Source organism: Microbulbifer sp. SE14, from assembly GCF_059834885.1.
On the sequence record NZ_JCBAJA010000017.1, the window covers coordinates 1 to 13,348 of the forward strand.

13 protein-coding genes are annotated in these 13,348 nt (G+C 61.8%); 12 read left to right on the forward strand and 1 reads right to left on the reverse strand.

All coding sequences use genetic code 11. From position 1 onward, the window contains the following. The 9 genes from AC6R19_RS12995 to AC6R19_RS13035 all read left to right on the forward strand — a co-directional run. Nucleotides 1-495: polymorphic toxin type 46 domain-containing protein (locus AC6R19_RS12995; RefSeq protein WP_500580250.1), on the forward strand; the 495-nt coding region annotated here is incomplete at its 5' end. Between the two features lie 2 nt (nt 496-497). Continuing rightward, on the forward strand, nt 498-905 hold the full coding sequence (locus AC6R19_RS13000; protein ID WP_500580251.1) for a hypothetical protein: 408 nt from the start codon (nt 498-500) through the stop codon (nt 903-905). Between the two features lie 42 nt (nt 906-947). Beyond that, on the forward strand, nt 948-1,226 hold the full coding sequence (locus AC6R19_RS13005) for an immunity protein Tsi6 family protein (protein WP_500580252.1): 279 nt from the start codon (nt 948-950) through the stop codon (nt 1,224-1,226). A gap of 145 nt (nt 1,227-1,371) precedes the next feature. After that, entirely contained in the window at nt 1,372-3,153 is a 1,782-nt protein-coding gene (locus AC6R19_RS13010; protein ID WP_500580253.1) for a trans-sulfuration enzyme family protein, read from the forward strand. Nucleotides 3,154-3,365: 212 nt separating this feature from the next. After that, the gene (locus AC6R19_RS13015) at nt 3,366-4,679 is read left to right on the forward strand and encodes a S1C family serine protease (protein WP_500580254.1); all 1,314 of its coding nucleotides are present in this window, start codon (nt 3,366-3,368) and stop codon (nt 4,677-4,679) included. Next, entirely contained in the window at nt 4,670-5,758 is a 1,089-nt protein-coding gene (locus AC6R19_RS13020; protein WP_500580255.1) for an FHA domain-containing protein, read from the forward strand. Before AC6R19_RS13015 ends, AC6R19_RS13020 begins: the two co-directional genes overlap by 10 nt. Next, nucleotides 5,755-6,831, forward strand: a complete 1,077-nt coding sequence (hisC, locus tag AC6R19_RS13025; protein WP_500580256.1) for a histidinol-phosphate transaminase — start codon at nt 5,755-5,757, stop codon at nt 6,829-6,831. Before AC6R19_RS13020 ends, hisC begins: the two co-directional genes overlap by 4 nt. 178 nt (nt 6,832-7,009) lie before the next feature. After that, the gene (gene mepA, locus AC6R19_RS13030; RefSeq protein ID WP_500580257.1) at nt 7,010-7,867 is read left to right on the forward strand and encodes a penicillin-insensitive murein endopeptidase; all 858 of its coding nucleotides are present in this window, start codon (nt 7,010-7,012) and stop codon (nt 7,865-7,867) included. A gap of 138 nt (nt 7,868-8,005) precedes the next feature. Continuing rightward, nucleotides 8,006-9,022 (forward strand): D-alanine--D-alanine ligase, encoded by a 1,017-nt coding sequence (locus tag AC6R19_RS13035; protein WP_500580258.1) that lies wholly within the window; start codon nt 8,006-8,008, stop codon nt 9,020-9,022. 67 nt (nt 9,023-9,089) lie between these two features. Here AC6R19_RS13035 and AC6R19_RS13040 read toward each other — a convergent pair whose 3' ends face one another. Then, on the reverse strand, nt 9,090-9,662 hold the full coding sequence (locus tag AC6R19_RS13040; RefSeq protein ID WP_500580259.1) for an HNH endonuclease: 573 nt from the start codon (nt 9,660-9,662) through the stop codon (nt 9,090-9,092). A gap of 778 nt (nt 9,663-10,440) precedes the next feature. Here AC6R19_RS13040 and AC6R19_RS13045 point away from each other — a divergent pair. The 3 genes from AC6R19_RS13045 (at nt 10,441) to AC6R19_RS13055 (ending at nt 13,297) form a co-directional block, all read left to right on the forward strand. After that, nucleotides 10,441-11,928 (forward strand): PQQ-dependent sugar dehydrogenase, encoded by a 1,488-nt coding sequence (locus AC6R19_RS13045; RefSeq protein ID WP_500580260.1) that lies wholly within the window; start codon nt 10,441-10,443, stop codon nt 11,926-11,928. A gap of 203 nt (nt 11,929-12,131) precedes the next feature. Next, the gene (gene xseB, locus AC6R19_RS13050; protein WP_500580261.1) at nt 12,132-12,392 is read left to right on the forward strand and encodes an exodeoxyribonuclease VII small subunit; all 261 of its coding nucleotides are present in this window, start codon (nt 12,132-12,134) and stop codon (nt 12,390-12,392) included. An 11-nt stretch (nt 12,393-12,403) separates the two neighbouring features. Beyond that, on the forward strand, nt 12,404-13,297 hold the full coding sequence (locus AC6R19_RS13055) for a polyprenyl synthetase family protein (protein WP_500580262.1): 894 nt from the start codon (nt 12,404-12,406) through the stop codon (nt 13,295-13,297). The last annotated feature ends 51 nt before the right edge of the window (nt 13,298-13,348 follow it).

The window sequence follows — 13,348 nt, forward strand, 5'->3', positions numbered from 1 at the left end:
ACGGCGATTTTTCGTATGAGGTGCTGCTCTTCTGTGCTAAGTTTTCTGGCGTCGTATTTCATGCGCGCCATGATACCATGTTGTATTGATTATTTCCGCCCCGTTAGTAAGATTGCCGATGATTTTTATGAATCTGCCGGCTATAGAGATTATGACAGTCATTTAAGAGGGATAGATTTCAATGAGGAGGTCGAAGTTATAGAAATAAAGAAAGGGGATAAACTTTATCAATATTCGTACTTGGACAGAAAAACCGGTGAACCACGGGTAGGAAGCTATTTCTATAGCGACCAGTCTGTCGATCCTGGTAAACTTGGTTTTGACATTGATGGACGAGAAATGATCGAACTGGAAGTTCTGGAAGATGCCAAAGTACTTAGGTCAAAGGCAGCAAATATAGAAGACTGGAATGGATCAGGTAAGATATTCCCTGGAGGGGAAACCCAGTTATTTAACCCAAACCTGAAACTTAGCTCGCCAACCTTGGTGGAATAATCATGCCTAAAGTAGAAGACTTGATTTCTAGCTTTGAGAGCCTAAGACTTTCGGAGATAAAAACCGAAAGAATTGGGAAAAAATCACTAAAATACCATGTAGACAACAATGAATTTTCAACCATAATCGTATTTAAAACAAACCATAAAGATCAAATAAATTTAAATCTAAAGAAAGCATTGCCGATTGACATTATCATTAAAGAACTTGGTAATTACTCCAACTTTTACAGCTTTAGAGACGACACCACAGAATTAAAATTACATCAAAAGGTTCACCAAAAAGACATTTCAATTTTTGTTGAAGGAAAAGTTAGCTCAATCTCAAATGGAAAGGTTGTTATTTCAACGCCAAAAGGTGAAGAGAAAGTTTACTCTCCATATTTCGTTGACTGCTTAACCATTAGCTAACCTCTCAGTTACAGTCGAACAAGCTGAGCGGCCCAGCTAAAAATGAACCTTAACAAACTAAAAGATGCTTCCGACGAAGCTCTACTCGAAATTTCAAAATACATAAAAAAACACGGATGCAACAACGCCTTGCGCTCGATAGAAGAGCAGATGAAGTTCATTTCTGCAGCCGCAAAAGATGGGGACAACCCAAAGAAAAAACTTCCCGATAGGCAACATTTTACATTTGGCATTCTATCTTCCAGGGAGTTCTCAAGCCCTGATGAGCTAAAAGTGAAAGAAAAAATAGACAGAGTGACAGAACAATTGGCCAAGATGTGAACTCTCGGCCAAATGCAACCACTACCTTAATCAACCAAGTCCTCTTCGCGCCCCCACACTACGTACAGAGGGGCACCTATATCCTCATCGCCCACAGCCTGCTGCAATCAGGCTATAACAATAAACAGCAAACGATGAGGGCAAGATGGACACCAACCTTTCCGACGCAAAAATCCTCTCCCCCCGCCGCAACAGCACCTCGGCGGACAGTGTCGAAGCGCTGGCGCGGGAGCAGTTGCAGCATTTCTCCATAGACGCGGAGACTGAGCACGGGCGCCTGCTGCTGGAGACCGCGGAGTTGCTGTACCGGGCCCAGGGCAACCTGAGCCAGCTGTGGGCGCAGAGCACCGAGACACTGCGCCAGCTGGACCGGTCGGACAAGGTCGCCTACTTCAACGCCAAGCGCTTTATGAGCTTCCAGCTGGCCAAGCTGCTGGACACGCTGCAGAACCCGCTGCGGGCCAGTTTCCAGAGTCTGCAGGGGGACGATTTCAATATCACCACCCGCGGCGGCTATCCGCTGTTCGACAATATCCCGGCGATCTTTTCCGCCACGCCGGTGATCGCGCGCACCGCCACCTATATCTACGCCTGCACCGAGTGGGTGGACGACGCCTTTCGCGGCCGCGAGCCGAGCCACGATATCTACTCGCGCCTGCTGAACCCCACCTCCATTTCCCTGGCCAACGCGATAGTGGACCTGGAGTGCGGGCCGGCGGCCAGCGAGTATATGGCGTGGAACTTCAACTCGGGCATGGCGGCGATAGATGCGCTGCTGTCCAACCAGTTGAGCCACGGCGATATCCTGATCGTGTCGCGGCATATCTACGGCGGCGTGCACCAGCTGCTGCAGGATTTCTATGCGCGGGAGGACAAGCTGGCGATCGGGCTGGTGTGGTTCGACGGCACCCGCGGCGACGAATTCGAGGAGCTGCTGTGGCGGACGCAGGCGGATTATGCCGAAGCGATAGAAGGCGGCGCGCGGATTCATGTATATATCGAATCCCCCTGCAATCCGCACGGCACCATGCTGGACGTGCCGGCCATCTGCCGCGCCGCGCACCGGGAGAATCTCCTCGTGAGCCTGGACTCCACCCTGGCCACCCCCTTTCTTTACCAGCCGCTGCGCCGCGAGGACCGCGCCGAGCGGCCGGACTTCGTGGTGCACTCCTACACCAAGGATATCGGCGGCACCGGTGCGGCCACCGCCGGGGTGGTGATCGGCGAGAATCACCGCATGTTTATCCCCAAGGGCGACAGCGCCAGGGGATTGAACTGGAACCAGTGTATGTTCTGGGATGTGTACTACATCAAGGGCGCCTTCCTGGATGCGGACAAGGCCTGGGAGGTGCACTGCGGTATGCGCACGCTGGAGATGCGCATGCTGACCAAGTGCATCAACACCCTGGGCCTGAGCCACTTCTTTGCCAGCCACCCGCAGATCCGCGTCAACAGCCACGCGCTGGCGCAGCACCCCAACAGCGGCCTGCGCGAGGAGCTGCTGCGCTACCGGTTTCCGACGCCGCTGTTCAGTATCGATATGGAGGCGGCGCAGCTGCCCACCGATGCCTTCAAGCGCTTCTTCGATGCGCTGGAGCCGGCCTTCGGGCAGATGGTCAGCCTGGGGCAGACCAACACCATGGTGCTCTGCCCGGCGCTCACTTCCCACTCGGAGCTGTCGCCGGAGGCGATGGAGGCGGCGGATATCTTCCCCACCACCATCCGCATTTCCGTAGGCGACGAGAATATGGCGCAGCTGGCGGCCCATGTGGTGAGTTGCGCGCGCCTGCACCTGGATCCGGTGAGCCCCGGGTTCAGCGACGGATTTATGGGTGCGGAGGAGGCGGATGCGCTGTTTGCGCGCTTTTATCTGGAGTCACACCAGAAGGTGGCGGAGGCGTTTCCGAAGGTGGCGGACTATCTCTAGGCGATTTTGGTGCGCGCGGCGCACCCTACGCACTACATCTCCGTTCGTCACCCCGGCGCAGGCCGGGGTCCAGTTCCCGAGCGTGGAACCAGCTCCGAAAACTGGATACCGGCCTGCGCTGGTATTATGACGAATGCTTCGAGCCCCGCTTGTTGCACTACCCTATATCCCGTAATATCAATCCTCTTCTGCCCATAATTTAATCAAACAAGATGCCAAACCCTTCTGTGCGCCTGCTGGGCCTGTTGTTGTGCTGTTTTTGCGGTTTCGCCTTTCCCAATCTGGTTGCGGCCCAGGGCTACGAAAAGCTCTACAGCGAATATCGCGGCAGCCTCTACCAGATCCGACTGATCGAAAAAGCCTCCAACTCCAAGGCCGGCCTCGGCTCCGGCTTCCAGATCTCCCCCGACGGGCTGATCGCCACCAATTACCACGTGGTGGCCGAGGCGGTGAGCAATCCGGACAAGTACCAGCTGGAGTACCTGTCGGTGGACGGCGCCAGGGGCCAGCTGGAGCTGCTGGATATCGACGTGGTCAACGACCTGGCGCTGCTGCGCCAGGACAAGCCCGGCCCCGAGTATATCCAGTTGGCCAAAGACACCCCCAGGAAGGGCGAGACCATCGTCTCCCTCGGCAACCCGCTCGACCTGGGCATGACGCTGATTCCCGGCACCTACAACGGCATCGCCAGCGGCAGTTTCTACGACCGCATTCACTTCGCCGGCTCCATCAATCCCGGTATGAGCGGCGGCCCGGCGATCAACACCCGCGGCCAGGTGGTGGGCATCAATGTGGCCACCGCCGGCAACCAGGTCAGTTTCCTGGTGCCGGTGGAAAAGCTGGCAGCGCTGTTGAAGCACTTCCGCGAGGAGGGCAATTCGCTGGACCTGCAGGAAGTGACCCACCAGCAGTTGCTGGCCAACCAGCAGCGCATCATCGATTCGGTGCTGAAGGCGGACTGGCAGAAGCGTTCCCTGGGGGAGGCGAAGGTGGTCGGGGAAATAGTGCCGGCCATCCAGTGCTGGGGCAACACGCTGGAGGACGACGACAACCCGGTCAAGCGCATCGACAAGGGCTGCACCGGCCAGGATGTGGTCTTCCTCGCCGACGACTTCAATACCGGCCGCGTGGAGTACGAGTTTTTCTGGCTGGAGGCGGACGACCTGCTGGCGTCGCGTTTCTACGCCGAGTATGAAGACCAGATGAGCAGCTTCTACCCCGGCAACAGCGCCAGCGAGGAGGACGTCACCAGATTCCATTGCCAGCAGGCCTTCACCAGCCAGGAGCGCCGCGGTGAAGAACCGGCCTCCAAGCCCGAGCGCAAGCGGGAGCCGGTAGTCGCCCGCACCAGCTACTGCGTGCGCCGCTACAAGGATTTCCCCGACCTCTACGACGTCTTCTTCCTGAGCCTCAGCGTGGATCACAGGAACCACGCCCTGGTCAGCCACTTCACTCTGTCCGGGTTCACCCGGGAGTCCGCCGCGGCCTTTACCGAGAAGTTCACAAGCGAGATCCAATGGCACTGATTATCGAGGAACTGAACCGCGCCAACCGGGTGCAGGCCCGGTATCGCATGGAGGGGGAGCGCTTTACCCTCGGCCGCGGCTACGACAACGACGTCATCCTGGAGGACGTCCACGCGGATGCACGCCATGCGGAGATCCGCCTGGGCGAGGACGGCTGCTATTACCTGCGCGACCTGGACAGTGTCAACGGCACCCAGTTGCTCGGCAACATTCGCGACAAGTCCGTCGGTACCGGCGACGTCTCGGAGCGCATGATCGAATCCGGCGACCTGGTGCAGTGCGGCAAGACCCATTTCCGCCTCAGCCACAGCGAGGCGGCGATGCCGGCGGCGGTGCCGCTGCACTCCCTGGAGAACCTGTTCGGGCGGCTGTCCCACCCGGCGAAGGCCATAGGCCTGCTGCTGTTGGTGGCCCTGTCCACCCTGCTGGTCAGCTACCTCGGCTACGCGCGAACTTACGAGTGGACCATCGCGGCCAACCTGCTCACCGGCAGCGTCATCGGCCTGCTGGTCTACGCCGGCGCCTGGGCCTTTATCGGCCGGGTGGTACGCCACGAGACGAACTTTTTCACCCACCTGTCCATCGCCGCTCTGGGCGTCCTGGTCTACACGGGGTGGGAGTGGTTCAGCACGCTACTGGACTACAACTTCTCCGTCGGCGACCTGATGCCGGTGCTCGATTTCAGCGTGCTGGCGCTGCTGCTGCCGGCCATGCTCTGGTGTGCCTGCTACCTGGCCACCAACCTGTCCCGCGGCTGGCGCTGGGGCGTGGCACTGGTGCTGCCCTGGGGCTTCCTCGGCCTGGGCCTGGCGGAGGAGATCGCCACAATGGACGACTTCACCGAGGTGCCGGAGATCTCCACCGAGCTCAAACACCGGGACCTGCTGCTGCGCGCCCCGGTGCCCCTGGAGGAGTTTATCGCCAGTTCCCCGGCGCTCTTCGACATTCCGATCGAGAAGAGTACTGAGAAGAATGAAGACGAACAGGAAGCGCCCGCAGCGGAAGCCGCCGCTCCGGAAAATGGCGGCGACAGTTCCCTGAACAGGGCGATCGGCAGCACAACGGAGGCAGACTCTTGAGCAATCCATTCTGGAGCCCGGCGCTGGCGCAACTGGAACCCTATGTCCCCGGCGAGCAGCCCCGCGGCCGCAAGCTGATCAAGCTGAACACCAACGAGAACCCCTACCCGCCGTCGCCGCGGGCGCTGGAGGCACTCGCGGACGACCAGTTGGCGGATGCGCTGCGCCGCTACCCGGACCCGGAATCTGGCGACCTGCGCGCCGCCATCGCCGGTCGCTTCGGCCTGGCCCCGGAACAGGTGTTTGTCGGCAACGGCTCCGACGAGGTGCTGGCCCACAGCTTCTACAGCTTCTTCCGCCGCGACGAGCCGTTGCTGTTCCCGGATATCACCTACAGCTTCTACCCCGTCTATTGCCAGCTGTACGGCATCGGCTTCCGTACCCCGGCACTGCGCGACGACTTCAGCATTGCGGTGGAGGACTACGCGGGCCCGGCGGCCGGCGCCATACTGCCGAATCCCAACGCCCCCAGCGGGCGCTACCTGCCGCTCGCGGAAATCGAGAAGCTGCTGCAGCTGCAGTCCGAGCGGGTAGTGGTCATCGACGAGGCCTATGTCGACTTCGGTGGCGACAGCGCCGTGCAGCTGATCGACCACTACCCCAACCTGCTGGTGATCCACACCCTATCCAAGTCCTATTCCCTGGCCGGCCTGCGCCTGGGCTTTGCGATGGGGCAGGAACACCTGATCGAGGGGCTGAACCGCACCAAGAATTCCTTCAACTCCTATCCCGTAGACGCCATCGCCCAGCGCGTCGCCGCCGCCGCCATCGGCGACGCCGCCCACCTCGCGGACTGCTGCAACAAGGTGATCGCCACCCGCGAGCGGGTGGCGAAGGCGCTGGCAGCCCTGGATTTCGAGGTGGTGCCGTCGAAAGCGAACTTCGTGCTGGCACGGCCGCGCGGCGTAGACGCCGAGACGCTGTACCGGGAGCTGCGCCAGCGGGATATCCTGGTGCGCTATTTCAACAAACCGCGCATTAGTGAGTACTTACGCATCTCCATCGGCACCGATTCGGAAATGGATGCACTGTTGCGGAACTGCGAGGAGATAATCGGCTCACAGACTGGGTGAGCCGGGCCTCTATAATTATCGGGACTCGGGACTCGGGACTCGGGACTCGGGACTCGGGACTCGGGACTCGGGAAACAGCGTAGGGTGGATAAGCGCTAAGCGCATCCACCAACCGAAGCGGCGGATGCGCTTGACGCTTGTCCGCCCAACCTACGCACCAAATTGCTGAAGCGTAGTTATGCAATTAACCGTCTTTGTAACACTCCTGTTAACCAGCGCCCTGCTCTTCTCCAGCGGCGCCACCGCCAATCCCTGGGAAAAGGTGCAGCGCCCCTCCTCCCAGGTCTCCGCCAGCATCGGCAGCTACACCAACGGCTGCCTCAGCGGCGCCGAGCAGATGCCGCTGCGCGGCGAGGGCTTCCAGTTGGTGCGCACCGGCCGCGACCGCCACTACGCCCACCCGGCCACCATCGGGTTCCTGAAGGATTTCTCCCGCAGCGTGGCGCGCAACGACCTGGGGCGACTACAGATAGGCGACATGTCCATGGCCCGTGGCGGCCCCTTCAGCTCCGGCCACCGCAGCCACCAGATGGGGCTGGACGTGGATATCTGGTACTCCCAGGACTGGCGCGCCGCCGAGCGCCCCCTTTCCGCCTGGGAGCGGGACCACATCTCCGCCATTCCCCTCGCCGATGAGCGCGACCACCGCCTGATCGAAAAAAACTGGGACGACCGGGTGCCGCGGATACTACGCTTGGCTGCGGAGGACGGGCGCGTGGAGCGCATCTTTGTGCACCCCACCATCAAGCGCAAGCTGTGCGATACCTCTGGCCCGGACAACGAATGGCTGCGCAAGGTACGCCCCTGGTGGGGGCACAACTACCATTTCCACGTGCGCCTGGCCTGCCCCGAAGGGGATGAATACTGCGAGCCGCAGAGGCCGGTGCGCGGCGAGCCCTGCGGGGCGGACCTGGACTGGTGGTTCAGCGAGGAGTTCTATGCGCTGCTGCACGGCACGGCGCCGAAGAAAGAGGCGCCGAAGCGGGAACCGGAGCCCATGCCCCAACAGTGCCAACAGGTGCTTGCCGCACCCTGATTTATCATTGGCAGGGTGCGCCGTGCGCACCGAAGACGAGGCCCGCCAAGGCGGTGCGAGGCCGCCATGGATGGTGGTCATGCAGATCACGCATGGAGCAGTTATCTGCCACGGCGCACCCTACGAGAAGAGAAAGTTATGAGCCAACCAGCCCCCATCAATACCCTGCTTATCTGCGGCGGCGGCGGCAGCGAACACGAGGTCTCCCTGCGCACGGCGGACTTTATCGAGCGCCAGCTGCGCCACGTCGAGGACCTGGCCCTGGTGCGCGTGGAGATGGACGGCAACGGCCGCCTGAGCGACAGCCTGGGGCGGGTGCACCAGTTGGGACAGGACAGGATGCTGCGCGACGAAAACGGGCAGGCCTGGGAGGTCCACTATGTGATCCCGTCCATCCACGGCTACCCGGGGGAAACCGGCGACCTGCAGTCCCAATTGGAGCTATTCGGCATCCCCTACTACGGCTGCGGTCCGGAGGCCAGCAGGATCTGCTTCAACAAGATCACCACCAAGCTGTGGCTGAGCGCGCTGGGCATAGACAACACCCCCTACCAGTTCCTGTGCAGCAACGAGGCGGAGGAAATCGGCAAGGCCGGTATGGCCCTGCAGGAGTGGGGCCAGGTGTTCGTCAAGGCCTCGAGCCAGGGTTCCTCGGTGGGCTGTTACAGGGTCACCTCGGCGGAGGAGATGGAGGAGGCGCTGGAACAGGCCTTCGCACTCTCCCCCTATGTGCTGATCGAGAAGTGCCTGAAGGTGCGCGAGCTGGAGGTGGCCGCCTATCCCTACGACGGCGAACTGGTGATCACCCCGCCGGGGGAGGTGTGCGCGCCGACCGATACCTTCTACAGCTACGAGGAAAAATACTCCGAGGGCAGCCGCGCCGTGACCCATGTGGAAGCCCGGGGCCTGAGCGACGCCCAGTTGGGCTGGATCCACGAGGCTGCGCGGCGCGCTTTTGTCGGCCTGCAGCTGAAAGACCTGTCGCGTATCGACTTCTTCCTGACCGACGACGGCGAAATCTACCTGAACGAGGTCAATACCTTCCCCGGCATGACCTCCATCTCGATGTTCCCGAAGATGATGGAAAACGCCGGCCACGACTTCCGCCACTATATGACCAGCCTGATTCGTGCGGCAGTGAATAAGTCATCCTGAAAATTGCCCGCTCGGGCAGTATTTTGAATCGGGATCCACTTCGGATTATCAAGGCAGCCCTCCTCTTTTACTGAGAAACCAGCCAGCCCTCCTGCCTGCGGCGGGAGAACTGGCTGCGCAGAAACTCCATCTGGTCGCCGCGGATCCGCTCGCTGTTGATCAGCGCCAGGTACTCGGCGGCGTTGGGGCAGAATGGCAGCGCCAGCAGCTCCAGATCGATGTCCTCCAGCAGTCGGTTGCCCTTGTGCTGGTTGCAGCGGCGACAGGCGGTCACCACGTTTTCCCACACGTCGCGGCCGCCCTTGGAGACGGGATGCACATGGTCGCGGGTCAGCTCGCAGGTGCGGAATTCGTTGCCGCAGTAGAGGCAGGTGTGGGCATCGCGATAGAAGAGCGCGCGATTGGTCAGCGGCGGCCGCCTGCGCGGGCGCGCCATGCGCTCGCCGCCGCAGGCGATGATCGCCGCCAGGTCCAGGCTGGAGCGCTCGCCGTAGCGATTGATGCCGCCGTGCACCCGCTGCACCACACCGCCCAGGGACCAGGTCACCAGTTCGCGCACATAGAGGCAGGCCGCCTCCTGCCAGCTCAGCCATTCCAGTGGCTGCCCCGCCAGATTCAGGCGCAGAATTCTCGCTTGCATCACTTCGCCTCCCCGCAGTTGGATGGATCACAGCCGGTTATTCGATCAGGCAGCCACTTCGGGCGGCAGGGCCCCAATTGACGGCAACAAAAAAGCCCCGCCGGCAAGCCGGCGGGGCTTTTCGAGAAATTCAGGAGTGAGAGGGGTATCTCCCGCCAGAGCATTGCAGGCTGTAGGGAAAGGGGCGTGTCTGGCACTGGCTTACTGAATGCATCACCCTCCGCCGGCCGGTTAAAATTGTGGCCGGTTTGCATTGATTAAAGCGGAAAATTATTACAATTTCCAGACGGGAGCGAAGCGACCTGTAGGGGCCGAAGGCGCCGTGAATACTTGGAGCGGCCGGAATCGCCGTTTTGCGCAGCCGAAGGCTGCCCGAAGGGTGAGGGCCAGGGATGGCCCGAATAAAACACCGCCCAGGCAATCCGGCCCGGGCGGTGCGTCTCACAGGATGGTGCCCATATCCCTAGGGCGAGCGGCGCAATCCCTTAATCCCTTGCCGCTGAAGTGCAGTCCCTTATGCATCCCTGCACTTTCATTATGGACAGTGGCGGAGAAAAAAGTAGAGGCAATCGGCTGAATTTCTTGTGCGAGATATCTCACAGGGCGGAGAAATATCCTACACGGAGAGGGCGGCGAAGACTGGAGGCGGGGCCATGTGGTAAAACTGGCGCCCCAGTCCGGATATTGCATCGCAGGCCGCGATGCAATATCCGGCCCAATAAGACGTGCTCACTATAGCCGCAATTATTACGAGATCAATCATTCCGTGAAAAGCCTGTTGAAATATACGCTAATTTTTCTGCTCGTGCTCGGTGTCGCCCTGGCAGCCGTGGTCGTTTTCACACCCGGCGTCAGTGTGCCCTGGAAGCATCTGACCGGTGGCGCCGGGACAGATGTCGAAACCGTGGACAGGCAGCTGCACGCCGCGGACGGCTACCGGGTTGAACTCTTTGCCGACGACGTGCCCAAGGCCCGCTGGCTGGCGGTAACTCGCCGCGGCGATGTGGTCGTCTCGCAGCCCAAACACGGCCAGGTCACCCTGCTGGCGGCGGACAGCGACCGCGACGGCCGCGCCGACGATCAACGGGTACTGATCGATGGCCTGCACCGGCCCCACGGGCTTTTCCTGCACGAAGACTGGCTGTATATCGCCGAGAGCGACGGCGTCGGCCGCGTGCCCTTTGATCACTCCGACGGCCGCCTGGCCGGCCGCTACCAGAAGATCCTCAGCGGCCTCGCCGACGGGGGCAATCACTGGACCAAGACCATCGGCATGGGCCCGGACGGCTGGGTCTACCTGAGCAGTGGTTCCAGCTGCAATGTGTGCGTGGAGGAGGACCCGCAGCGCGCCACCATCATGCGTCTCAAGCCCGACGGCAGCGACCTGGAAATTTACGCCACCGGCCTGCGCAACAGCGTCGGCTTCGACTGGTCTCCCAGGAATGGCGCTCTCTATGCCACCGACAACGGCCGCGACTGGCTCGGCGACGATTTCCCCCCCTGCGAGCTGAACCTGGTGGAAAAAGGGGTTTTCTACGGCTGGCCCTACGCCAACGGCGACCGCATTCCCGACCCCGACTTTGGCGTCGATGCCGGACCGGAGATAAAGGAGAAAATCGCCACCTCACGCCCGCCGGTACACGAATTCCCCGCGCACAATGCGCCGCTCGGCATCACCTTCCTGCGCAGCCCGGCGCAGCCGGCGGACTACCGCGACGCGGCCCTGGTGGCGCTGCACGGCTCCTGGAACCGCAGTGTCAAGGACGGCTATAAGGTGGTCTCCCTGCACTGGGACGAGCAGGGCAATATCCGCCAGAAGGATTTCCTCTGGGGCTTTCTCGGCGATGACAGGGAAGAAGTCCACGGCAGGCCGGTGGCCATCGCCGAGGACTCCACCGGCAATATCTATATCTCCGACGACTACGCCGGCGCCGTCTACCGCGTAACCGCCGGCGCACCCCGCACCGCACCGGCTGCCGCGGAAAAGAAATCGCGCATGCAGGCACCACACAAGCCAGTCGCCATAGACTCGGGCGCCGCCCAGCGCGGCGAGGAACTCTACCGTCGCCACGGCTGCGTCCAGTGCCACGGTTCGCAGCTGCCGCTGCAGAAGCTGGCCAGGAAATACACCCTGCAGACACTGGCGGACTACTTCGACGCCCCCACACCGCCGATGCCCGACTACGGCTTCAGCAGCACCCAGAAGCGGGCCCTGGCCCACTATCTGATGTCCCGGGAAGTGGCGGCAGAATCCATTCCGCGTTAAGGGCTCCTATCGGCACCGTCGCCGGTGGCCACCCGGCAAAAAGCCTCATCGGCAAATATTTGCCGAGTGGCCACCGGCGACGGTGCCTGGCACTGCGTCAACCGATGAACGTTGAGCCATTTCCCCCGGCCGCGGATCGGCGCAATTGACCACCTACCCGCCAGCGGCTAAGGTTGCCGCGCACTGATGGAGGCACGAGGCGAATGGCAGCGAAGAAAAAATCGGCAACCTTTGAAGAGGCCCTGGAAGAACTGGAGCAACTGGTGGAACGCCTGGAGGCGGGCGACCTGCCGCTGGAGGAGGCGCTGGCGGACTTCGAGCGCGGCGTAAAGCTTACCCGCGAGTGCCAGCAGAAACTCGCCAGCGCCGAGCAGAAGGTCAAGGTGCTGATGGAAGAGAGCGGCAGCATCCGCGAACTGCCCTTCGACGCCGACGAAAACAGCAACGGCGCGGAAGACGCCTAGTGCCCACTCCGATGTCCACACAACTGCAGGACTTCCTCCGCGAAGCCGCCGCGCGCGTGGAATCGGCGCTGGACGATGCGCTGGAAGAGCCCCGCGGCGGCGCGGAAAAGCTGTTCTCCGCCATGCGCTACGCCGCCCTGGGTCCCGGCAAACGCCTGCGCCCGGCCCTGGTCTACGCCTGTGCGCAGGCACTGCGCGGGCGGGAATTCGATCCGGCCGCCTGTGACGGAGCCGCCGCCGCCCTCGAGTGCATCCACGCCTACTCCCTGGTCCACGACGACCTGCCGGCCATGGACGACGACGACCTGCGCCGCGGCCGCCCCACCTGCCATATCCAGTTCGACGAGGCCAGCGCGATTCTCGCCGGCGACGCCCTGCAGCCCCGGGCCTTCGAGCTGCTGCTGGCCAGCCCCGCCGAACCCGGACTGAAGCTGCGGCTGCTCGAGGAGCTGGCCGGGGCATCGGGCAGCCGCGGCATGGTGGCCGGCCAGGCGATAGACCTGGACTCGGTGGGCAGCTCCCTGAGCCTGCAGGAGTTGGAAAACATGCACCGCCTCAAGACCGGAGCCCTGATCCGCGCCAGCGCCCGCATGGGCGCCCTGCTCGGTGGCGCCAGTGACGCCCAGTTGGGGGCAGTCACCCGCTACGCCGAGGCCATAGGGCTCGCCTTCCAGGTACAGGACGACATACTCGACGTCACCGCCGACACCGCCACCCTGGGCAAGACCCAGGGCGCTGACGCCGCCCGCAACAAGCCCACCTATGTCTCCCTGCTGGGCCTGGGCGGCGCGAAGAATAAGCTCGAAGACCTGCACAGTCAGGCACTGGAGTCCCTGGGGCAGCTGGATGGTGATACCGACCTGCTGCGGCAACTGGCCGATTACATAGTCCAGCGCAGGCACTGAAGCGAATGCGGAATACGGAATGCGGAATGCGCGCCCTGATATCGCGCTGAC